The sequence below is a fragment of the Sphingobium sp. LMA1-1-1.1 genome (genome assembly GCF_040676365.1).
GTDB lineage: Bacteria > Pseudomonadota > Alphaproteobacteria > Sphingomonadales > Sphingomonadaceae > Sphingobium.
In genome coordinates, this window is the sequence record NZ_JBEGHS010000045.1 from 331,300 (window position 1) to 352,071 (window position 20,772).

A 20,772-nucleotide genomic window follows, 5' to 3' on the forward strand; every position below is an offset into this window, starting at 1 on the left:
CGATAAACCCCCTTAGGGATGCGGGGTGACGATAACGCCCACTGCCGGCAGCGCTCGACAGGCCCTGCGTCAAGCGACGATGGAAAGCCATCAGCGAGTCGATGATCTGTTCTCGCGCTTTTCGCTGGACGACCAGCCCGGCTATGCCGCTTTTTTGAGGGCGCATGCCCGCGCGCTGGCCCCACTGGAGGCCATGATCCGGCCGGACGCGCCGCGCCTGCCGCAACTGGCGCAGGATCTTGCGACTCTGAACGAAACGCTGCCCGCGCCGCTTGCTGCGCCGACACCCCCTTCCGATGCCTATCGCTGGGGCGTCCGCTATACGCTGGAAGGATCACGGCTAGGCGGGGCCATGCTCGCCCGCCGCGTCGGCTCCGGCCTGCCCCGCGCCTATCTGAGCGCGGCGCATGAAAAGGGCGGCTGGGCGGCCTTCCAGCGCCGGCTGGACGCCGCCGCTGCCAAGGGCGGCAGGACATGGATCGACGAGGCGATTCGCGGTGCCAGTGCGGCATTCGATCTGTTCGCGGCGGCGGCCCTCGAAATGGCGCCGCTTCATGGCTGATGGCGATATTCTGGCTCAGGATTTCGCCGTCGACCTCGACAATTGCGACCGGGAACCGATCCATGTGCTCGGTACGGTCCAGCCCTTCGGTTTCCTGATCGCGCTGACCGCCGACTGGCTGGTGTCGCGCGTATCCGCCAACAGCGCCGACCATATCGGCCTTTCGCCAGAGCAGATGCTGGGCCAGCCGATCAGCGCGATCTTCAGCGGGGAGGCGGTCCACTCCCTGCGCAACCGAATCACCCTGTTGCGCGGTCCCGACGCGGTCGAGCGCATCTTCTCGCTCACGCTGATAGACGGCATCGCGCCCTTCGACGTGGCCGTCCATTTCTCCGGCTCGCTGGTCGTGATCGAGGCGGAACCGGCGTCCCGCGACGAGATGGAGGCGAGCAGCACGGTCCGCTCCATGGTGTCGCGGCTTGGCCAGACGCAGGGCATGGCGGCCTTCCTGCGGGACGGCGCGCGCCAGGTGCGGGCGCTGACCGGCTTCGACCGGGTCATGGTCTATCGCTTCGCGGACGGTGGCGATGGGGAAGTGGTCGCCGAAGCTCTGCGTCCGGGCGTCGAGAGCTTTTTCGGCCTGCATTATCCCGCGTCCGACATACCAGCGCAGGCGCGGGCGCTCTACCTGCGCAACATCTTCCGGGTAATCGCGGACGTCCGGGCAAAGCCGGTTCCCATCGTGCCGCAGCTCGATCCGTCGGGCGCGGCGCTGGACATGTCGCTCTGCCTGACGCGGGCGGTTTCGCCGATTCATATCGAATATCTCGGCAATATGGGGGTGGGGGCCTCGCTCTCCATCTCGATCGTCGTCGAAGGGCGGCTCTGGGGTCTTTTCGCCTGCCACCATTATGGTCCCCGCCTGCCCAGTTTCGCGCAGCGCAGCGCGGCCGAATTGTTCGGCCAGATTTTCTCGATGATGCTCGAAAATCGGGAACGGAGCGAAACCGCCGCCTATGAGGGCAAGGCGCGGCAGGTCGCTGACAGGCTGATGTCGGCGGTGGCGCAGGACCATGACCTGCTCTCCAACGCCCGCTGGTTGGGCGACGTGATCTTCGACACCATCCCGGCGGACGGCGTGGGCGTATATATCGACGGCCAGATGGCCTTTTCCGGCCTTGCCCCCGACCAGCGGAGCTTCGCCGCCATCGTCGCCATGCTGAACCGGGCGGCGGCTGGCCAGGTCTTCGCCACCGAAAATCTGTCGCGCCTGTTGCCTGAAGCGGCTGCCCATGCCGATCGTGCGGCCGGCCTGCTCGCCATCCCGCTTTCGCGCCGCCCGCGCGACTATGTGGTGCTTTTCCGGGCGGAACAGCTTCGCTCGGTACGCTGGGCGGGCAGTCCTGAAAAGCATGTCGAATATGGCCCCAACGGCCCGCGCCTGACGCCGCGCAAGAGCTTCGAGGAGTGGTCGGAACTGGTGCGCGGCACGGCGACGCCCTTCACCGCCGCCGAACTGCGCGTCGCGGAGGCTCTGCGTACCGCGCTGCTGGAGGTCATATTGCGCCTGTCCGATTCCGCGCATGAGGATCGGCGGAAGGCGCATGAAAAGCAGGAATTGCTGATCGCGGAACTCAACCATCGCGTGCGCAACATCCTCTCGCTGATTCGGGGCCTGCTGTCCCAGACCCGCGACAGCGCCCAGTCGATCGACCAGTTCATCGACACGCTGGAAAGCCGCGTCCATGCCCTGGCCCGGGCGCACGACCAGATCACTGCGGACCGCTGGGCGCCCGCCCGGCTTTACGATCTTATCGAGGTGGAATCGGCAGCCTATCTGGGTGCGCGGCGCGACCGGGTGACGCTGACCGGCCCCAACGTCCTGCTGACGCCTGCCGCCTTCACGGTGCTGGCGCTGGTGATTCACGAATTGCTGACCAACGCCGCCAAATATGGCGCGCTGTCGGACAATGGCAGCGTCACCATCGACTGGACCGTCGATGCCGATGGCAGCCTGCTGCTCGATTGGCGGGAAAGCGGCGGGCCCGCCGTGCTCGCGCCCACGCGCCGGGGTTTCGGATCGACCGTGATCGAACGGTCCATCCCCTATGATCTCGATGGCCGGGTGGAGGTGCATTACCGCCTTTCCGGGCTGGAGGCGCACTTCTGCATCCCCTCCGCCCATGTCGCCTCGGTCCTGCCCGACGTCATCGGCGCCGAACGCGCCGGCATTGTTCACGCGCCCGCGCCGACCCTGCTCAAGGGCCGCAATGTGCTGCTCGTCGAAGACAATATGATCATCGCCATGGACGGCGAGGATGCGTTGCGCGACCTGGGGGCCGAGGTGATCACCGCCGCCAGCGTGAGCCGCGCGCGGGAGGCGATCGCGAACCATGAGGTCGACCTGGCCGTGCTGGACTTCAACCTGGGCAATGAAACCAGCCTTCCCGTGGCGGAACTGCTGGCGGAAAAGGGCATCTCCTTCCTCTTCGCCACCGGCTATGGCGATGGGCTGGAGCTGCCCGATCGCTTCGACGACGTGACGCTGCTCAAAAAGCCCTATTCCGGCGCGACCCTGGCCCAGGCCATCGCCCCCGTCCTTTAACCGTTTCGTACAGAGGCTGCCCTGGCATCCGCCCGAAACAATGCGTTTCCCCGGTTCCGCTTGCGTCGCGGCTGCGTCCATCCGATCTATCGGGGATGAGACAACCAACATTGTTCATTCCCCATGGCGGCGGCCCCTGCTTCTTCATGGACCCCGCCGACCCTGAAACGCCGCATTGCGACCCGATGTGGCAGCCGATGCAGGATTATCTGGCGGGCATCATCGCCAACCTGCCGGAACGTCCTCGCGCGATCCTGCTGGTCTCCGGCCATTGGGAGGAAAGCCGCTTCACGGTCCATGACGGGGAAAGGCCCGGCCTGCTGTTCGACTATTACGGCTTCCCGCCGCACACCTATACGCTCCACTGGGATGCGCCGGGCGCGCCCGCATTGGCCCGCCGCGCAGCCGATCTGCTGGAACAGGCGGGTTTCCAGACCGGCACGGAGGAAGCGCGCGGCTGGGACCATGGCGTCTTCATCCCGATGAAGGTGGCGTTGCCGCAGGCCGACATTCCCGTCGCCCAGCTTTCGCTTCACCACGGCCTTGACCCCGAAGCGCATATCGCCGCCGGCCGGGCGCTGGAACCCCTGCGCGACGAGGGCGTCCTGATCGTCGGTTCGGGCCTCAGCTTCCACAATCTGCGGGTGCGCGGCGCGCAGGCGACCGGGGCGGCGAAGCTTTGGGACGACGCCCTGACCGACGCCGTCCTGAACCCCGATCCCGCCAGCCGGGCGCGACGCATCGCCGCCTGGACCGACCTGCCCCATGCCCACTTCGCCCATCCGCGTGAGGAACATCTCCTGCCGCTGATGGTCGCCCTGGGCGCGGGGGGCAGGGATGCGGCCGTGCGCGACCATGCCAGCACCGTGCTGGGCTGGGCCGTTTCAGGCTACCGCTTCGGCTGATTCTGTAGCGCCGGAACCGCTTTCGCCTCCTCCTCCGGCGTGATGCCCGATGGCGGCACGGCGTCCACCACTTCCTCGCCGCGCATCACCCTGCCGGCACGCTGGATCGCGCCGCGCAACCGGGGATAGATGCCGCACCGGCAGATATTGGTGATCGCGGCGTCGATTTCCTCATCGCTCGGATCGCCCGACCGCCGCAGCAGCACCGAAGCTGCCATGATGACCCCGGGAATGCAGTATCCGCATTGCGAGACATTGTCCGCCGCGAACACCTGTTGGAGTGGATGGCCGCGATCAGGTGACAGTCCCTCTATGGTGGTGACGAACTTCCCCTCGGTCGCGGCGATCGTCACCTGGCAGGACCGGACCGCCTCGCCATCTATGTCGACCGTGCAGGCGCCGCAATCGCCGGTGCCGCAACCATATTTCGTGCCGGTCAGGTTGGACGCGTCGCGCAGCGCCCAGAGCAGCGGCGTGGCCGGGTCCATGCGATATTGGACGGGCCGGTCGTTGACGGTGAACTTCGTCATTCCATGCCCTCTTCCTCGACCTGGTGATAGAGGACTTCGTTGCGGATGTGGATGGTCCGCGAGGCAAGCCGGATTTCCTGGATGAAAGTGCCGAACGCTGCCGCCTGCAACACCATCGCCAGGCTGAACAGGATCGCGATCGGCGTGCCCAGATGCGAACCCAGCAGATTGGCGGCGAACAGCAGGATGACGACCAGACAGACGGCGCAGGCCGACGCCACCGACAGGAAGATCGCGCCGTTCACCACGCTCATCCGCCGGTCCAGCACGCGGATTTCGCTGACCATCCGGTCATGTTCCTTGCCGCGGGAGCCGAGGATCTTTTCCTCCACCACCCGCGCCCGGTCGATGATGCGCGCAAGCCGCCCGACGCAGACGTTCAGGAACGCGCCAATGCCGGTCAGCAGGAAGACCGGGGCCAGCGCAAGCTGGATGGTCTGGGCGACCTGGGAAACCTGGGGGAGTGCGATCATCGTGTCAAAGCAGCGCAGAGCAAGGAAAATGGCAAGAGGCGAAATGATGGCATGGGGCGCACGCCATCAAGACATGAGGAAATCATGCGCCTGCGACGGCAGGAATCCAGTTCGAACGCAGGAGGCGCAGCCGGACGGAGGGAGCCGGACTCCTGCCCTCGCAGGAGTGCGGCCTCATCCATACTCCCTCAGGCCGCGCCCTTGGCGGGGGTGTTGACCCCCATCGACTTCAGATATTGCCGGATATTGCGCGCCGCCTGGCGCAACCGCTGTTCATTCTCGACCATGGCGATGCGCACATAACCCTCGCCATCCTCGCCATAGCCGACGCCCGGCGCGACCGCGACCTTGGCATGGGTCAGCAGCTGCTTGGAAAATTCCAGACTGCCCATATCCTTCAATGCAGGCGGCAGTGGCGCCCAGGCGAACATCGAAGCGCGGGGCGCGGGAATGTCCCATCCTGCCCGGCCAAAGGCCTCCACCATCACGTCGCGGCGCTTGTGATAGAGCTCGCGATTCTTCTGCACGATGTCCTGCGGCCCGTTCAATGCCGCGCAGGCGGCCGCCTGGATCGGCGTGAACGCGCCATAATCCAGATAGGATTTCACCCGCTTCAGCGCCGCGATCAATTGCCGGTTGCCCACGGCAAAGCCGATGCGCCAGCCCGCCATGGAATAGGTCTTGCTGAGCGAGGTGAACTCGACCGCGACGTCCTTCGCGCCCGGCACCTGCAGGATGGAGGGCGTCGGATTGCCGTCATAATAAAGTTCGGAATAGGCAAGGTCGGACAGCACCCAGACCTTGTTCTCCTTCGCCCAGGCGACCAGCCGCTCGTAAAAGGCAAGATCGACCGTCTCTGCCGTCGGGTTGCTGGGATAGCCGACGACCAGGATGGACGGGCGCGGCACGGTGAAGGCCATGGCCCGCTCCAGCGACTGCCAATAATGCTCGTCCGGCGTCGTCGGCACGGACCGGATCGTCGCCCCCGCGATGATGAAGCCGAACATGTGGATCGGGTAGCTGGGATTGGGCGCCAGCACGACATCCCCCGGCGCGGTGATCGCTGTGGCCAGGCTGGCCAGCCCCTCCTTCGACCCCATGGTCACGACGACTTCCGTCTCCGGGTCCAGATCGACGCCGAAGCGGCGGCCGTAATAATTGGCCTGCGCTTTCCGCAGGCCCGGAATCCCCATCGACTGGGAATAGCCGTGCGCGCTCGGTTTCTGCGCGACCTCGCACAGCTTGGCGATGACATGGTCGGGCGGCGGCAGGTCGGGATTGCCCATGCCCAGGTCGATAATGTCCTCCCCCGCGGCGCGCGCGGCGGCCCGCATCGCGTTCACTTCAGCGATGACATAGGGCGGCAGGCGCTTCATGCGGTAGAATTCTTCGGACATTTGGGGCTTTCCTGAAAGCTCGCTGTGAGGAATAGTGCGTGACGCGCATTCGTCGCGTCACCATCCGGCTATAACCCGCCAGCCCGTGACACGCCAGAGAAAGCGGCAGACCGGACCATGCCAGGAGGAGGAAGGTGGCCATGAAGGAACAGGATGTCATGGAACCCCATCTCCCCACGCTTCAGGACATGCAGCAATGGACCCAGGTGCTGGGCCGCGCTCAGCAATTGCTGCTGGAGCAGGCGGCCGGCGCGGCCGGGCGTACGCTGCCCTTCGATCCGGAAGCGGTGGCGCGCATCCAGACCAGCTTCGCCGATGAGGGGCTTGCCCTGTGGCAGCGTTTCCTGACGTCGGGCGGGCTGCTGCGTGACCAGCCGAAGCCGCCGCCTTCGGGCAGTCCCGCGGCGGCCCGCGACCGCCGTTTTGCCGACCCGGCCTGGACGGAGCATCCCTTTTACGACCTCATCCGGCAGAGCTATCTGCTGCTTTCCGACTATCTGATGCGCATGGCCGATGCGGTGGACGGCGTCGATCCCCGGCAAAAGGCCAAGCTGCGCTTCGCGACCACCGGCCTGCTGGACGCGATCGCGCCCAGCAATTTCCCGCTGACCAATCCCATGGTCGTGCAGAGGACGATCCAGAGCGGCGGCGAAAATCTGGTCAAGGGCCTCAAGCACATGCTGGCCGATCTGGAAAAGGGCCAGCTTAGCCATACCGACGGCACGGCGTTCGAGGTGGGACGGAATATCGCCTCCACGCCGGGCAAGGTGATCAAGGAAACCCCGCTCTACCAGCTCATCCATTATGCGCCGACGACGGGAACGGTGATGGAAACGCCGCTGCTGATCTTCCCGCCCTGGATCAACCGCTTCTACATTCTCGACCTGTCGCCGGAAAAGAGTTTCGTCAAATGGGCCGTGGATCAGGGGCTCAGCGTCTTCCTGGTGTCGTGGAAATCGGCTGACGGCTCGATGAAGGACCTGGTCTGGGACGATTATATCCTGAACGGCCAGCTCGATGCGATCGACACGGTGCGCGACCTGCTGGACGTGCCCAGCGTCCACACCATCGGCTATTGCGTCGCGGGCACCACGCTCGCCGCCACGCTGGCGCTGCTGGCGGCGCGGGGGGAGGCGGACAAGGTCGCGAGCGCCACCTTCTTCACCGCCCAGGTCGATTTCAGCAAGGCCGGCGACCTCGCCCTGTTCGTCGATGACGAGCAGATGAAGATGGTGGAGCAGCTTTCCTCCGGCGGCTTCCTCGACGGGCGCTACATGGCCGCGACCTTCAACCTGCTGCGCGGGCGCGACCTCATCTGGAACTATGTGGTCAACAACTACCTGCTGGGGCAGGATTATCCGCCCTTCGACCTGCTCTACTGGAATGGCGACACCACCAACCTGCCCGCGCGCTGGCACAAGGATTATCTGACGCAGCTCTACCGCGACAATCTGCTGGTGCAGCCCGGCGCGATCAGCGTCGCGGGCACGCCCATCGACCTGCGCCAGGTCAGGACGCCCGCTTATGTCCAGGCCGGACGTGAAGACCATATCGCCCCGCTGGAAAGCGTGTGGAAGCTGACCGAGCATTTCTCCGGACCGATCCGCTTCCTCCTCGCGGGTTCGGGGCATATTGCGGGCGTGGTGAACCCGCCCGCGGCCGGCAAATATCAATATTGGAGCTGCGACGAATCGCAGCCGACCCTGGAGGCGTTTCTCGCGCAGGCGAGGGAGACCAGGGGCAGTTGGTGGCCCGACTGGATCGAATGGATTCGCGGACAGACCCCCGCCACGGTGCCGGTGAAGGGTGCCCGCCGCCCCGGCAAGGGCCGACTCAAGGCGATCGAGGACGCGCCCGGCCGCTATGTGAAAAGCCGCTAGTTCCTTCCTGCTGAACGGTTTTTGCGGCAGTCCGCCTTGCCGGGGCGCCGGGCCGTATATGGCAAATTTGTTGCACTGCACAAAAACGCTTGCAATGGCGATGCGATGCCTATATTGTGCAGTGCAACAAATGGAGGTTGGTCCATGGCCGTTACCCCAAAGCCAGTTCGTAAAAAGCCCGTCGCCAAAAAAGCGTCGTCGACCCTGTCCGCCAGCGAGGCGCTCAAGGCTGCCGAAGCGGCACTCAAGGTCCCGGCCAAGGTGGCGGCAAAGCCTGCCGCCAGCAAGCCGGCACCGCCCAAGCCTGCCGCACTGGCCAAGCCTGCCGCACCGGTCGCCAAGCCGGCGCCCGTGGCGAAGGCTGATCCGGTGGCGGTGATCGCGGCGACCACGGCAGTCGATGCCGCGCCCGAACCGGAACTGGTGAAGGAAGCGGCGGCGCAACCGGCCCCCATCGCTGCGGCACCAGAGGTGGAAAAGCCGCAGTCAAAGCCGGTCGTGGAGCCCAAGCCGGCTCAACCGGACCTATCGAAGAGCCTGTCGTCCAAGGCCGGGCCGCTAGAGCCCATGTTGCTGCCCGCCACAGAAGGAACGAAGATGATGAACGATGTGATCGAAACCGGAAAGAAATTCGCTGAAGAAACCAAGGCCAAGCTGGAGACGGTTTACGCCGACCTCAACGAGAAGGCCAAGGTGAGCGTCGAGAAGTCGACCAAGGCGATTGAGGAGTTCAGCGACATCGCCAAGGGCAATGTCGAAGCGCTGGTCGAATCCGGCAAGATCGCGGCCAAGGGCTTTGAGACCATCGGCCAGGAAGCCGTGGATTACAGCCGCAAGAGCTTCGAAAAGGCGACCGCGTCGTTCAAGAGCTTCTCGACCGTGAAGACGCCGACCGAATTCTTCCAGCTGCAGAGCCAGCTGCTCTCCAGCAGCTTCGATGAATTCACCAAGGAAGCGGCCAAGAGCAGCGAAGCGCTGATCAAGCTGGCCAGCGAGGTGACCTCGCCGCTCACCGCCCGCGTGACCGTGGTGACCGACAAGGTGAAGGCGCTCGCCGCCTGATCTTGCCTTCGGGTTCTGGAACAAGGAACGGCCCCGACATCGGGGCCGTTTTCCTTTTCCGCCAGGGCGCCGATCGACAATCGACCCATGGGAGGATGAGCGCGCCCGTCCCTTCAGGCCACGGCGCACGCCGACGGCAAACCGCCCATCACACGTTCCCCCAGGGCCCTTCCGGACGGGAAGGATGGTTTACGCGCTCTCGTCCCCCTTGCCATGCAAGCGCAAATCGCCATATCCTTGCCCATCATGAACAGCTTCTCGACCATGGCATATTCCGTGATGATGACGGACAGAGATCAGGACGACCAGGGCGAAGGCTCGGGCGGTCCCAATGTCGGCATCGCGACGCGCACCCGCGCCCGGACGAAAAAGCCCTCCCTTTACAAGGTGCTGATGCTGAATGACGATTACACGCCGATGGAATTCGTCGTGCACGTCCTCCAGCAATTCTTCCGCATGGACATGGAGGAGGCGACGCGGGTGATGCTGCACGTCCACCAGCGCGGCGTCGGCATCTGCGGCATCTTCAGCTATGAAGTGGCGGAGACCAAGGTGAACCAGGTCATGGACTTCGCCCGCCAGAACCAGCACCCGCTCCAGTGCACGCTGGAAAAGGCTTAAGGCCCCGACCGGCACCCACGATCATCCTACCCCATGCACCCGCGACCGGTGCGCCGTGGCGGTCAGGTCTACCATCTCCCTTCTGCCACTTGGGCACATGCAAGCTTAAAGCGGCTTGTCCGACAGCAGTTTGCCGCTCAGCAAGTCGCGGGCCTCGGCCAGACCATCGGGTTCCAACCTGGTCGGACCAGCGGGCAGCGGATGATCGGCCCGCCTGCCATGTCGCTCGATATCCTGTATCAGCATTTTCATCTCTGCGATCTCCTTGACCTGATCGCGCGTGATCCGATCCGCAAGGTAGCGCACGCGTGGATCGCGAATGTCCGCCTTCCGGGCGTTGTTGATTGCAATGGAATGATGCGGGATCATTGCTTTCATGAAGCCGGTATCGCCAACCAACGTCTGATTTCGGTTGATCGCCAAAAGCGCGATGGCGCATAAGACCGACGCCGCGAGCACCAGGAGTTTTGCGGCTTGCGGCTGATACATCTTCCACATGAAGGCGAGCATTACCGCTATCATTACACAGCCCATGACGAACGATGAGACAAGTCGCGTCAGGCTGAACAGGACGTGGTCCCAACTGTAAACCAGTTGGTACATCAGAAAAAACATGATGATGGTGGATACCGCGATCATCGCCGCGAACCGACCCCATCCCATACGCATCTCGTGGCTCAGATCCATTGCAACCTCCATGCCGTCATGAGTGTAACTGGCGACATGGAGATTCGTTCTCGCGCTCGCGTTGAGCCCGACGAGCGCCGGGGGCCGGCGGCCTGACGGCGGACTTGGAGACCCCGGCCAAATCCGGCGCGGCCTTCGGCTGGACGATATGCTGTCAAAGCTGGAAGACGCTGGCGTTCTCGGTCGTCGTCGAACTGTTGCACGTCATCAACAGTACGGTAAGCCTATTTTCCGGCAGTTTGCGCACTTGCAACCCGATTGCGTATGAGTCGGAATAGCTGACATCGGGCTGTTCGCGCCATCTGCGTGAAATCCGCTCGATCATGCATTTGCAGCTCCTGCAGCATCTCGGAACCGCTTTAAGATCAGCGGGAATCACGTAGCGAACGACGCAGACCGCCTTCTTATGGTCAGAACATGATGACAGACCTTGCTGTCTCGCCCTTTCGCAAGGCGTCGAAGGCCGAGCCGATCTCATCCAAGCGGATATGCGCGGCCACGAGGTCATCAAGATTCAGGCGACCTTGCATGTAGAAATCTACCAGGCGCGGTATGTCGACCGGAAAATGGTTCGAGCCCATGTTCGAACCCTGAAGCCGGCGTTCACCGAGCAGGGCGAAGCCCTCAAGTTCGATCTTGACTCCCACGGGCATCATGCCGGCGACCGTCGCGATTCCGCCAGGGCGGAGCATGGCGAAAGCCGCTTCGACGGTGGATTTGAGACCGATCGCTTCTATGGCATGATCGACGCCGCCTCTGGTCATCTCCAATATCTGATGGGCCAAGTCTTCGCCTGCCTCAATGACATCGGTAGCGCCGAAGCGCCGCGCCAGTTCGAGCTTGGCGGGGGCGCGGTCAACCGCGATGATCCTGCCAGCACCCGCCAGAAGAGCACCATTGATCGCCGACAATCCTACGCCCCCACAACCGATGACCGCAACGGTCTGGCCGGGCCGGATCCCTGCCGAGTGGATGGAGGCGCCAACCCCCGTCAGCACCGCACATCCCAGCACGGCTGCCTTGTCGGAGGGCATGTCGCGCGAAATCGCCACAAGGGCATTTTCATGGACAAGCACCTCCTCGGCAAACGCCGACAGGTTGACGAACTGGTGAACGGCCTCGCCGCCGATGGAAAGCCGCGGTGGCATTGCCGCGTCCCGCCGCGTCTCGCCCGTGCTGCACAGGACCAGCCTGCCGGAAACGCACGACGCGCAGTGGCCGCAAAAGGCGGAGAGGCAGCCTACGACATGGTCTCCACGCTTGACCGAGCGTACATCGCTGCCGACCTCGATCACGATTCCCGCCGCTTCATGGCCCAATATGGTGGGCAGCGGAAAAGGCACGTGCCCTTCGGCGAAGTGCAGGTCCGAATGACACACTCCGACCGCCTTCACAGCCACTCTCACCTCTCGCGGACCCACGTCGCCGATCGTAACGTCCTCAATGGTCAATGGTTTGCCGATTTCCCGCAGTACCGCCGCTTTCATGAACGATCCTCTCTCTTGCGCAGGTCCCCACTGCGCTCTGCTACTTCGCAATATTGACGACATGCAACTGCGTGAACTCATGCAGGCCTTCACCACCATTATCGACGACCAGATCGATCCGCCAAGGCCGTAGCATGAGGCAGCGCATTCTCCTCATCCTTGATCCTTCACCACAGGGAGAAGCGGACCGAACGACTCTTCATCGGCCAGCCGGCCTCCATCCTCTATGCCCCGCACGGTGGTCGGGGCGATGAAATAGCCCGGTCGATCTGGCAATGCACCGCCTGCCACGATGGCATCCAATATCGCATGTTTGTCCATGAAATATTTTGCTGAACGGCGATGGCCCGAGTGCGAAATTTGCGGGCCCAAAGGACGTAAAGTTAAAGGTGACTTTCTATTTCGGAAAACGATGGCGAGAGGACATCGTATATTTGACTGGCGGCGAAGCCAGCAGCAATGAGAGCCAGGGCGATAAACACACCGAACTGGAATACCGCTGACCAACGCCGGCTGCTCTCCAATTGGCGTGCGATCCTGGCATCAGCATCCATTCTCGGCTGTGCTCGGCGCTCAAAGGTAGATCCGGGGTCATTCGCCGACCGGGGGCGGGAAGCCAGGCGCGGTTCGTCGATTATGGCAGCGACGTCGAGCCTGCCCTGCGCCTGGATTCCGAAAAAGCGATCCTTTCGCCAGACGACCCGCCCAATGATGGTCTGTCGCCCTCGCCGAATTTCCACATATGTGCCGCGATCTGGGGCTTCGTCAGATGCGACAAGCGCACCACCGGAGGACAGATTGTGAATGACAACTTCGATCCAGGATGCGCCTATGTGCATCCGCGCCGGTATCAACACCGGGTGACGTGCCTCACGAGGCTTGTATCCGATCTGTAATGCCTTGAGCAAGCGACAGCCTCTCCCACATCTGTCGCTTCTATGCCGTCATAGTAAACAGATTGCTAAGACCGGTGCTGTCAGACAAAGGCAAACCACTCTCCACATGATGTTTTCGGTCAAAAAGCGCGAGGATTCCGTTGAAGAGAAGCCGCTACTGGGCAAGGCGGCCGAGCGTCTCTCTTTGTAAGTCCGCCGGTTACTGGGCTGCGCTTCCGGTTCTGAGTCCAGCGTAGATGTCGACTGCCGCGAAAATCATCCTAGAGAGTGTAGCGATCGCGGGAACGTTGCGATCAACCACACGCTATTCGGAATGAAAAGGAGGGGACCGCAAAAGGAGATTGGCAATGGAATATGAGCAACATGACCGGAATAAAAAGATGGATATGTCGATGAGTTACGGTCGCTTCGCAGCCATGATCGCGACATCGACTGTCATCATGTTTGGTCTAATGTACGTTAATAGCTACGCGCTCAGCCATGTGGAATTCAGCCAGACCCGGACATGGATGGCTATGGTCATGGGTGGCACAACTGATCCGCTGCCGGCGGATGTCGTCCGCAAACGGTGGACTGAACCTGTTCCACCAGAGGCGCACCGTCTCATAACAGATGTCGATGCCACGCTCGAAGAGCAGGTCCTCCACGTTCCGCAGTGACAGCGGATAGCGGACATACATCAGCACCACGAGGCGGATTACTTTCGGGGAGGAGTTGAAGCACCGGAATGGACTGGCAACAGGCTTGTTCATGCCAACCGTTACTGCGGGGCCGTTTGCTTTGACAGTACCGCCATGTGCGATCTCAGCAAAGCAGACGGCACGCGAATTGGTCAGCAAATTTATCCTGCCGCGTTATACGTCCCATTCCAGATCGAGCCGTTCGACCGAATTGACTATGCCCGTGCGCACTCGGGGCATACACCCTTCGACTAAGCGAAAATCGGGAATCCGCTTGAACCATTCTTCGAGAAATATGCGAATTTCCCGCTTGGCCAGACGATTGCCGATGCAGGTATGGGGGCCGGTGCCAAACGCCAGGTGTTTCGGACGCTTGCGCTCAAAATTCAGCGTCATCGGATCGTCGTTTACCGTCTCGTCCAATCCTGCAAGGGGGAACAGGCATAGCACGATGTCGCCCGCCTTCATTTTCGCGCCCGCGATTTCGGTGTCCTGGCGCACCAATCGACCGAGGTTGCTGGTGCCGAAACGCCGCGCAATCTCTTCCACAGCATTATCCAACAGCTCAGGCCGTGCTGCGATCATGCGCCGGAGTTCAGGATGCTGCGCCAGGTAACTTGCGGCCAGGCTTGTCATCGACACGACCGTGTCCAGTCCGCCCCCGACAATCAGCAGGCACATACTGAAAATCTCATCATCGGTCAGCGGCCTCCCTGCCACCTGTCCCGACAGGATCGACGTGATGAAATCGTCGCGCGGTTCATCCCGGCGCAGTTGTATCTGGCGCAGCACGTAATTGGACATGTCCGTCCAGGCTTGCGCCGCATTGGGATTGGTTGGGTCACTCATTTCAACCGCCACGCTACGCAGATAAGCGAAATCCTCGACCGGAAGGTCAATCAGGGTCAGGAATGCCATAATCGGCATGACGCCGGCGAAATCCTTGACGAATTCGCACCGTCCGCGGGGCTGCAACTCCTCGATGATCGATGCCGCTGCGGCGCGGGCGCGGTCAGTCGCGCGCGCTAGCGACGCTGGCATGAACGCTGGCATCAACAGCTTGCGATATGGGCCATGTTCGGGTGGATCGAGTTGCACGGGCGTCTGAAACGGAATGACGCCCTTGGGAATGAAGGGCTCCGCATTCGAAAATGTGCCGTGGTCCAGCAGTATCTTCTCTATGTCAGCGTAGCGACTGACTATCCAGTGACCGCCATAACGCGGCGTCCAGAACACACGCGGATGCCGGTCCTGAACATCTTTCCACAGCGCATGGACGTCGAGCGTCTGCCCATGTTCCAGCCCTGGCAAATTGTAGATATCGACATCAAAGATCAGATCGACGGGCACGTGCGCAGGTGCTTCGACGTCCTTCAGGACCGTTGCCACAGCGGCTCTCCATTCCCAATTTTATCGGTACGGAAGGCTATCATCGGCCAATTTGGACCACAATCTGTAGCGGAGCTGATCACGTCCGTGCTGGATGCGCCATTCAGCAGAATAAAATTGGCCTCGGCTACCGGTTCGATACTCTTCTCGCGCGTTGAACCGATCCCAGAGGTCGGAGCCATGCGCTACAGCAGGAGAGGCTATGGCCAGGATATTGGTGGTGGGCGGCACCGGGTTGATAGGCGCGGGCGCAGCGCTGCACCTTGCCGAGCAGGGTCACGACGTGACGATCGCAGGGCGCAATCCGCCTGCACCCGGTGCGCTCGATCGCCTCGCCTTCGCGCAGGGCAGCTACCAGACCGACGATTTCGATGTCGCCTTCCTGTCGCGCTTCGACGCCCTGGTTTTCGCCGCAGCCAATGATGTGCGGCAATTGCCGCCGAACGCCAACGAAGCAGCCTATTTCCACCAGGCGAACAACATTGCCGTGCCTGCCTTCTTCGCCCGGGCGCGCGCTGCCGGAATCGGTCGGGCTGTCTATGTAGGCAGCTATTATACTGCCGTTCTTCCGCGCTACCGCATCGAAGCGAGCGGCTACGTCGCTTCGCGCAAAGCGGCGGACGACGCTGTGCGCGCCATGGCTAGCGACAGCTTCCACGTCTGTAGCCTGGAAGCCCCTTTTATCATGGGTCATGTGGAGGGCGTGGGTGCGATTTCACTGGAATGGTCGATCCGTTACCTGCTCGGCCAGATGGACAGCCAACCGCTCTGGATGATTCCAGGTGGCGGCAATTTCATGTCGATCCTGTCCTTTGCCGAGGCTGTCTCCGGCGCGCTCGAGCGGGGCGAGAACGGGAAAGCCTATCTCGTAGGCGACGAGAATTGGCTGTTCGCTCATTATTATGAACTGATCCTCGACGCCTTGGGCCGACCGCAGTCCCTGCCGGTGCGCGACGCCGAACATCCTTCGATGCCCGACGCCACCCTTTATTCCGGGCGTAACACAATTGTCGCCTATGAACCCGAACCTGAGAGCGTCCGGCGCCTCGGCTATCGCCGGCACGATGCGGAACGGGCGGTGCGGGCAATGATCCCCTATTATCTGGCACGCATAGGGAGCGAGTGAACCCGGCGGCTGATGTGGCTGAAAATAGACTGGGAACGGTGCTGTCAGTCCAATGCGAACTCGTCTCCACCGGATGCATTTCGGGTGGGAAGGGCAGGCGGAACCCCCCTCCTGACATCACGTGCATTTGCTTTGACAGCGCTAGGTGGACGAGCGGCAGCAAAGCCATTCCTCCTTCACATGCATAATGCGCAACGTTAAGAATTAGCATCGCGATGTGCCAATTTCGGGGAATGATTTCAGCAATCTTCCTATCAAAGGCATCAACGAAGAGAGGATCATGATGACGGACCACAGCCTGCACCCTGAAACAATGGTCCTTCACGTTGGGTGGCGGGCAGATCCCGCGACCGGATCGGTCGCGCCGCCAATCTATCAAACCACCTCCTATCAGTTTCGCGATGCCGATCATGCCGCTGACTTGTTCGCCCTGAAGGAACTGGGCAACATCTACACACGCCTCGGCAATCCCACGACCGACATCCTCGAACAGCGCATTGCCGCGCTCGAAGGGGGTGCCGCTGCGGTCGCGGTGGCGTCGGGACAATCCGCTTCGGCCTTTGCGATCCAGAATCTTGCGAAGTCAGGTGACAATATTGTCAGCGGGACGGACCTGTATGGCGGCACCTGGAACCTGTTTGCAAATACGCTGAAGAACATGGGCATCGAGGTTCGCTTTGTGGATCCCGCCGATCCAGACGCCTTCGTTCGCGCCAGCGACGATCGCACGCGGGCCTGGTACGCCGAAACTCTGCCTAATCCCAAGCTCGTTGTATGTCCGATTGCGGAGATCGCCGCACTCGGTAGGCCGATGGGCATTCCGCTCATCATGGATAACACGGCCGCCCCGCTGATTGCCCGTCCGTTCGACCATGGTGCGGCAATCATCGTCTATTCGACCACCAAATATATCGGCGGGCATGGCACTTCCGTGGGTGGCATGATCGTGGATAGCGGCAACTTCGACTGGAGCGCATTCCCCGATCGACAACCCCTGCTCAACACACCTGATCCAAGCTATCATGGAGCGGTGTGGAGCGAAGCGGCCAGGCCCCTGGGCCCGATCGCCTATGCCTTGCGCGTAAGGACGGTATTGCTGCGTGACCTTGGGTCGGCATTGTCCCCTTTCAACGCATTCCAGATACTGCAGGGCCTGGAAACCCTCCCCCTGCGCATGCCCCGGCATTGTGAGAATGCCGTCAAGGTTGCAGCCTTCCTGAACGCGCGGGCGGATGTACTGAACGTCATTCATCCCTCGCTGCAAACCGGACAGCAGGCCGAGAGAGCCGCCCGGATTCTGACCGGAGGTTATGGTGGGTTGCTCGGCTTTGAGCTTGCCGGCGGTCGCGAAGCGGGCCGCCGGTTCATCGACGCGCTCCAGTTGTTTTACCATGTCGCCAATATCGGGGATGCGCGCAGTCTGGCGATACATCCCGCGTCAACCACCCATTCCCAGCTTTCAGAGAAAGAGCGCGCCACCGCCGGTGTATCGGAAGGCTATGTGCGCCTCTCGATCGGGCTGGAGCATATCGACGACATCCTTGCAGATTTGACCCAGGCCTTGGGTCATGCCGGCTAGGACGGATCGACATCCAGCCCCGACGGCCTGCAAATCGCGGTTTTCCGTGCTTCCGGTGCTCACATACTGAAAGTACGCTGCGCGCCGGGTCACGAACAATCACCATTTTCGGCTCGTCATCATCTGAATGTCGATCCGTCCTAATCCCGACCTGATGGATTGGTACGGGAATGAAGACGAAAGCGCTGCAGCGCCGATTTCAAAGCCAAGGTGACGCTGGAAGCGATCCGTGGGGACCTGACGCTGACAGAACTGGCTGCCAAGCATGGGGTCCATCACACGATGATCGCGGCCTGGAAGCGGCAGGCCATCGACGGGATGGCGGGCACGTTCTCCGGGGCGAGCGATGCGGCCAAGGCAGTCAGCGAGGGCGAGGTGGAAAAGCTGCACGCCAAGATCGGGCAACTGATGGTGGAGCGGGATTTTTTAGCGAACGCCTTTGGTCGATGAGCGTGGATCGGAGGCGGGCGATGGTCGAACCTGCTCACCACCGCCTGTTGATCTCGACGCAATGCCGCCTGCTGCAGATCAGTTGTTCGTCCTATTATTACGCCCCGGTTCCGGAAACGGACGAGACGCTGGCGCTGATGGCGGTGATCGACACCGTGTTCATGGACTGCCCCTGGTATGGCAGCCGCCAGATGGCGCGGCATCTGCAGCGCCTTGGCCGTGCGGTGGGTCGCCGTCGGACTCGGCGGTTGATGGCGAAGATGGGTCTGACGCCGATCTACCAACGGCCCCGAACGAGCGATCCGCACCCACAGCACCGGGTCTATCCCTATCTGCTGCGCAAGCTGGCAATCGAGCGCCCCAATCATGTGTGGTGCGCGGACGTGACCTACATTCCGATGCGCCAGGGCTTCCTCTATCTGGTCGCCATCATGGACTGGGCGAGCCGCAAGGTGCTGGCCTGGCGGCTGTCGAACACGATGGATGCGGGATTTTGCGTCGCGGCGCTGGAGGAGGCGCTCGCCCGCTTTGGCAAGCCAGAGATCTTCGGATCAGGGCAGTCAGTTCACCAGCAACGCCTTCACCGGCGTTCTGCGGGCGGCCGAGATCAAGATCAGCATGGATGGCCGGGGACGCTGGATGGACAATGTCTTCATCGAGCGGCTCTGGCGGTCCCTGAAATACGAATGCGTCTAATGTCCCAAGTGCCGCCTACCTATTTCGACCCTTATGAGACGCCCAGCCTCCCATTCTTGCTTCCCAGGTGCAGACGGTCCGCTATTCCTTCAGGTGTCGACCAATTTTTGCAGTTCCTCAAAGGAAGCCGCAACGACGGCATCTTTCAAAAAGCGGTCTTCAAAGCTGAAGATGCGATGAGCACCGTGCTGCAGCTTGCTCGCGATCGTCTATGGCGACGACCATATGGTCGGAAAGCCATGAGCCCAGACACCGTCCAACAAGCGTCATGCCTGCCTCTTCTCCGAGCAACAGAGCGACGTCGCGGCACAATGCGCCGAATGTCATGCCGCAACGCAGTTTGAGCAGCGCCTGCAATTCGGCATCGTCGATAGTCCTGATACGGCACTGTTCGCCCTGACGCCACAAGAGGGCGACATCGGGCCTGTCCAGATATTGCGGCGCGGGCGGCTCCTTCTGATCAACCAGGGCCGACCATATGACAAAGCCATTGGTGTTAAGATGCAGAAGGTTGATCGACGGCGCGAACGTCAAGACCGCGCGATCCCAATCGAGATCGCCCAAACCGTCCAGCCCAACGGCAGAGCTGTCGGCTGCGATGAACAGGTCTTCGAGTGCAAGCTCGATGCCGGCGATTTCCGCGATCTCGGGATCAGCAGCGTGAAGTCGTGCAAGTGTTGCCGGAAAATCGCGTCCATATGCGTCAAGCGTCCAACTGCTCGGCGGGACGTTGTCAATGTGATGCACGGCGGCATGAAGAAACATGTCTTCGCCGATCCACGCGCGTGTCCGCTGGAAGCTGCTTTCCAGACAGGCGACAAGTTGGGTACGATAATTATTTTGATAAACGGCAAGACCTGGCGCAGCGGTCGCACCGATGCGGTCGGCAGCAGCCCCATCTTCCCGCATCAGCCAGTCACGCATGTCGCGCTGAAGCGCCAGCAGGCTCATGCCGCTTCCTCCAGCTTTCCGGCGGCGATCCGACGCGCAGTTCCGAGTTCGGCCAGAAGGTCTAGCAACGGCGGGATGGCGTCGTCGCGCTCGATCATCGTCGCGACCGGCCCAAGCTTCGGCAGGACATGTGCATAGAGCTGCCACACGGACGGAGGTACCGCCCGGTCATGCGTGTCGATCAGCAGATGGTCGCCCTGACTGTGCCCGGCGAGATGGATCTGGCGCACGCGATCATGCGGCACGGCGTTGAGATAGGCGATGGGGTCGAAGCCATGATTGCTGGCGCTGACGAACACATTGTTCACATCGAGCAGCAGACCGCAGCCAGTTCGCGCGCACAGGGCGTCGATGAACTGCCATTCGGTCATGTCCGCTGGAGCGAGATCGATATAGGTCGAAGGGTTCTCGATAAGCATCGCACGGCCCAGCGCGTTCTGCGCGCGGTCGATATTGGCGCTGACGATGTCGAATGCTTCCTGCGTATAGGGCAATGGCAACAGATCGTGCGAACTGAACTCTTCGATCCGCGACCAACTCAGGTGATCCGAAACGAACAAAGGTTCGATGTCATCGACAAGCGCGCGAAGCCGTATGAGATAGGCCCGATCGAGGCCGTCGGCGGAGCCGATGGACATGGACACGCCATGCAGGGCGACGGGGTAGCGGGCGCGGATGTCGCGCAGGATACGCCGCGGCCGACCGCCGTCGATCATGAAATTCTCCGAGATCACCTCAAGAAAGTCGACCGCGATACGGTGGTCCAGGAAGTCGGCGTAATGCGGTTTGCGCAGTCCAAGTCCGAAACCGGGAAAGGACGGGATCATGGGCACACTCCCTGCTGATAATGCTGCCC

The 20,772-nt window shown here is 62.1% G+C and carries 19 protein-coding genes and 3 pseudogenes; 10 read left to right on the forward strand and 12 right to left on the reverse strand.

Annotated elements, in window-relative coordinates:
* Nucleotides 1–31: 31 nt before the first annotated feature.
* From MRBLMA1_RS18390 to MRBLMA1_RS18400, 3 genes are all read left to right on the forward strand, one after another.
* A complete protein-coding gene (locus tag MRBLMA1_RS18390; RefSeq protein WP_363738964.1) occupies nt 32–562 on the forward strand; it encodes a biliverdin-producing heme oxygenase in 531 nt (176 codons plus the stop codon).
* Complete coding sequence (locus MRBLMA1_RS18395; RefSeq protein ID WP_363738737.1) at nt 555–3,107, forward strand: HWE histidine kinase domain-containing protein; 2,553 nt, start codon at nt 555–557, stop codon at nt 3,105–3,107. The genes MRBLMA1_RS18390 and MRBLMA1_RS18395 overlap by 8 nt, the downstream gene beginning before the upstream one ends.
* 95 nt (nt 3,108–3,202) lie before the next feature.
* Nucleotides 3,203–4,012: a DODA-type extradiol aromatic ring-opening family dioxygenase gene (locus MRBLMA1_RS18400; protein WP_363738739.1), complete on the forward strand. Its 810-nt coding sequence runs from the start codon at nt 3,203–3,205 to the stop codon at nt 4,010–4,012.
* On the opposite strand, the gene MRBLMA1_RS18405 is transcribed toward MRBLMA1_RS18400, so the two are convergent.
* The 3 genes from MRBLMA1_RS18405 to MRBLMA1_RS18415 all read right to left on the reverse strand — a co-directional run bounded on the left by MRBLMA1_RS18405 (nt 3,997) and on the right by MRBLMA1_RS18415 (nt 6,412).
* Complete coding sequence (locus MRBLMA1_RS18405) at nt 3,997–4,542, reverse strand: (2Fe-2S)-binding protein (protein WP_363738741.1); 546 nt, start codon at nt 4,540–4,542, stop codon at nt 3,997–3,999. The genes MRBLMA1_RS18400 and MRBLMA1_RS18405 overlap by 16 nt on opposite strands.
* Nucleotides 4,539–5,015 carry a DUF2721 domain-containing protein gene (locus MRBLMA1_RS18410; RefSeq protein ID WP_363738743.1) on the reverse strand — a complete coding sequence of 159 codons (477 nt, stop codon included), beginning with the start codon at nt 5,013–5,015 and terminating at the stop codon, nt 4,539–4,541. Before MRBLMA1_RS18410 ends, MRBLMA1_RS18405 begins: the two co-directional genes overlap by 4 nt.
* A gap of 188 nt (nt 5,016–5,203) precedes the next feature.
* Nucleotides 5,204–6,412 (reverse strand): LL-diaminopimelate aminotransferase, encoded by a 1,209-nt coding sequence (locus tag MRBLMA1_RS18415; protein WP_133653531.1) that lies wholly within the window; start codon nt 6,410–6,412, stop codon nt 5,204–5,206.
* Between the two features lie 140 nt (nt 6,413–6,552).
* On the opposite strand from MRBLMA1_RS18415, the gene MRBLMA1_RS18420 reads away from it, so the two are divergent.
* The 3 genes from MRBLMA1_RS18420 to clpS all read left to right on the forward strand — a co-directional run bounded on the left by MRBLMA1_RS18420 (nt 6,553) and on the right by clpS (nt 9,975).
* Nucleotides 6,553–8,292 carry a PHA/PHB synthase family protein gene (locus MRBLMA1_RS18420; RefSeq protein WP_363738746.1) on the forward strand — a complete coding sequence of 580 codons (1,740 nt, stop codon included), beginning with the start codon at nt 6,553–6,555 and terminating at the stop codon, nt 8,290–8,292.
* 144 nt (nt 8,293–8,436) lie between these two features.
* Entirely contained in the window at nt 8,437–9,354 is a 918-nt protein-coding gene (locus MRBLMA1_RS18425; RefSeq protein WP_363738748.1) for a phasin family protein, read from the forward strand.
* 264 nt (nt 9,355–9,618) lie between these two features.
* On the forward strand, nt 9,619–9,975 hold the full coding sequence (clpS, locus tag MRBLMA1_RS18430) for an ATP-dependent Clp protease adapter ClpS (protein ID WP_414714658.1): 357 nt from the start codon (nt 9,619–9,621) through the stop codon (nt 9,973–9,975).
* A gap of 105 nt (nt 9,976–10,080) precedes the next feature.
* Here clpS and MRBLMA1_RS18435 read toward each other — a convergent pair whose 3' ends face one another.
* The 5 genes from MRBLMA1_RS18435 to MRBLMA1_RS18455 form a co-directional block, all read right to left on the reverse strand.
* Nucleotides 10,081–10,662: a DUF305 domain-containing protein gene (locus MRBLMA1_RS18435; RefSeq protein WP_363738752.1), complete on the reverse strand. Its 582-nt coding sequence runs from the start codon at nt 10,660–10,662 to the stop codon at nt 10,081–10,083.
* A gap of 154 nt (nt 10,663–10,816) precedes the next feature.
* Entirely contained in the window at nt 10,817–10,987 is a 171-nt protein-coding gene (locus MRBLMA1_RS18440; protein ID WP_363738754.1) for a hypothetical protein, read from the reverse strand.
* Between the two features lie 85 nt (nt 10,988–11,072).
* Nucleotides 11,073–12,248: a Zn-dependent alcohol dehydrogenase gene (locus tag MRBLMA1_RS18445; protein WP_363738756.1), complete on the reverse strand. Its 1,176-nt coding sequence runs from the start codon at nt 12,246–12,248 to the stop codon at nt 11,073–11,075.
* 54 nt (nt 12,249–12,302) lie between these two features.
* The gene (locus MRBLMA1_RS18450) at nt 12,303–12,521 is read right to left on the reverse strand and encodes an aldehyde dehydrogenase family protein (RefSeq protein ID WP_414714718.1); all 219 of its coding nucleotides are present in this window, start codon (nt 12,519–12,521) and stop codon (nt 12,303–12,305) included.
* Nucleotides 12,522–12,532: 11 nt separating this feature from the next.
* Nucleotides 12,533–13,057, reverse strand: coding sequence for a PilZ domain-containing protein (locus tag MRBLMA1_RS18455; RefSeq protein WP_363738760.1), 525 nt, complete (start codon nt 13,055–13,057; stop codon nt 12,533–12,535).
* 380 nt (nt 13,058–13,437) lie between these two features.
* On the opposite strand from MRBLMA1_RS18455, the pseudogene MRBLMA1_RS18460 reads away from it, so the two are divergent.
* Nucleotides 13,438–13,572: pseudogene (locus tag MRBLMA1_RS18460) on the forward strand (DUF305 domain-containing protein); the annotation flags it as partial.
* 6 nt (nt 13,573–13,578) lie between these two features.
* Here the strand turns inward: MRBLMA1_RS18460 and MRBLMA1_RS22355 are convergent.
* Both MRBLMA1_RS22355 and MRBLMA1_RS18465 read right to left on the reverse strand, forming a co-directional pair.
* Nucleotides 13,579–13,797: pseudogene (locus MRBLMA1_RS22355) on the reverse strand (IS6 family transposase); the annotation flags it as partial.
* Nucleotides 13,798–13,899: 102 nt separating this feature from the next.
* Nucleotides 13,900–15,114, reverse strand: coding sequence for a cytochrome P450 (locus MRBLMA1_RS18465; protein ID WP_363738762.1), 1,215 nt, complete (start codon nt 15,112–15,114; stop codon nt 13,900–13,902).
* A 202-nt stretch (nt 15,115–15,316) separates the two neighbouring features.
* Between MRBLMA1_RS18465 and MRBLMA1_RS18470 the strand changes: the two genes are divergently transcribed.
* From MRBLMA1_RS18470 to MRBLMA1_RS18480, 3 genes and pseudogenes are all read left to right on the forward strand, one after another.
* The gene (locus tag MRBLMA1_RS18470; protein ID WP_363738764.1) at nt 15,317–16,240 is read left to right on the forward strand and encodes an NAD-dependent epimerase/dehydratase family protein; all 924 of its coding nucleotides are present in this window, start codon (nt 15,317–15,319) and stop codon (nt 16,238–16,240) included.
* Nucleotides 16,241–16,523: 283 nt separating this feature from the next.
* Complete coding sequence (locus MRBLMA1_RS18475; RefSeq protein WP_363738965.1) at nt 16,524–17,819, forward strand: O-acetylhomoserine aminocarboxypropyltransferase/cysteine synthase family protein; 1,296 nt, start codon at nt 16,524–16,526, stop codon at nt 17,817–17,819.
* A gap of 177 nt (nt 17,820–17,996) precedes the next feature.
* A pseudogene (locus tag MRBLMA1_RS18480) lies at nt 17,997–18,962 on the forward strand (IS3 family transposase); the annotation flags it as partial.
* Between the two features lie 162 nt (nt 18,963–19,124).
* Here the strand turns inward: MRBLMA1_RS18480 and MRBLMA1_RS18485 are convergent.
* On the reverse strand, nt 19,125–19,916 hold the full coding sequence (locus MRBLMA1_RS18485) for a DNA-binding domain-containing protein (RefSeq protein WP_363738766.1): 792 nt from the start codon (nt 19,914–19,916) through the stop codon (nt 19,125–19,127).
* A complete protein-coding gene (locus MRBLMA1_RS18490; protein WP_363738768.1) occupies nt 19,913–20,743 on the reverse strand; it encodes a DUF692 domain-containing protein in 831 nt (276 codons plus the stop codon). The genes MRBLMA1_RS18485 and MRBLMA1_RS18490 overlap by 4 nt, the downstream gene beginning before the upstream one ends.
* Between the last annotated feature and the right edge of the window lie 29 nt (nt 20,744–20,772).

Coding starts and splice junctions, on each gene's coding strand:
- MRBLMA1_RS18395 (WP_363738737.1), top strand. CDS start 555: ATGGCTGATGGCGATATTCTGGCTCAGGATTTCGCCGTCGACCTCGAC.
- MRBLMA1_RS18400 (WP_363738739.1), top strand. CDS start 3,203: ATGAGACAACCAACATTGTTCATTCCCCATGGCGGCGGCCCCTGCTTC.
- MRBLMA1_RS18405 (WP_363738741.1), bottom strand. CDS start 4,542: ATGACGAAGTTCACCGTCAACGACCGGCCCGTCCAATATCGCATGGAC.
- MRBLMA1_RS18410 (WP_363738743.1), bottom strand. CDS start 5,015: ATGATCGCACTCCCCCAGGTTTCCCAGGTCGCCCAGACCATCCAGCTT.
- MRBLMA1_RS18415 (WP_133653531.1), bottom strand. CDS start 6,412: ATGTCCGAAGAATTCTACCGCATGAAGCGCCTGCCGCCCTATGTCATC.
- MRBLMA1_RS18420 (WP_363738746.1), top strand. CDS start 6,553: ATGAAGGAACAGGATGTCATGGAACCCCATCTCCCCACGCTTCAGGAC.
- MRBLMA1_RS18425 (WP_363738748.1), top strand. CDS start 8,437: ATGGCCGTTACCCCAAAGCCAGTTCGTAAAAAGCCCGTCGCCAAAAAA.
- clpS (WP_414714658.1), top strand. CDS start 9,619: ATGGCATATTCCGTGATGATGACGGACAGAGATCAGGACGACCAGGGC.
- MRBLMA1_RS18435 (WP_363738752.1), bottom strand. CDS start 10,662: ATGGATCTGAGCCACGAGATGCGTATGGGATGGGGTCGGTTCGCGGCG.
- MRBLMA1_RS18440 (WP_363738754.1), bottom strand. CDS start 10,987: ATGATCGAGCGGATTTCACGCAGATGGCGCGAACAGCCCGATGTCAGC.
- MRBLMA1_RS18445 (WP_363738756.1), bottom strand. CDS start 12,248: ATGGTGGTGAAGGCCTGCATGAGTTCACGCAGTTGCATGTCGTCAATA.
- MRBLMA1_RS18470 (WP_363738764.1), top strand. CDS start 15,317: ATGGCCAGGATATTGGTGGTGGGCGGCACCGGGTTGATAGGCGCGGGC.
- MRBLMA1_RS18475 (WP_363738965.1), top strand. CDS start 16,524: ATGACGGACCACAGCCTGCACCCTGAAACAATGGTCCTTCACGTTGGG.
- MRBLMA1_RS18485 (WP_363738766.1), bottom strand. CDS start 19,916: ATGAGCCTGCTGGCGCTTCAGCGCGACATGCGTGACTGGCTGATGCGG.
- MRBLMA1_RS18490 (WP_363738768.1), bottom strand. CDS start 20,743: ATGATCCCGTCCTTTCCCGGTTTCGGACTTGGACTGCGCAAACCGCAT.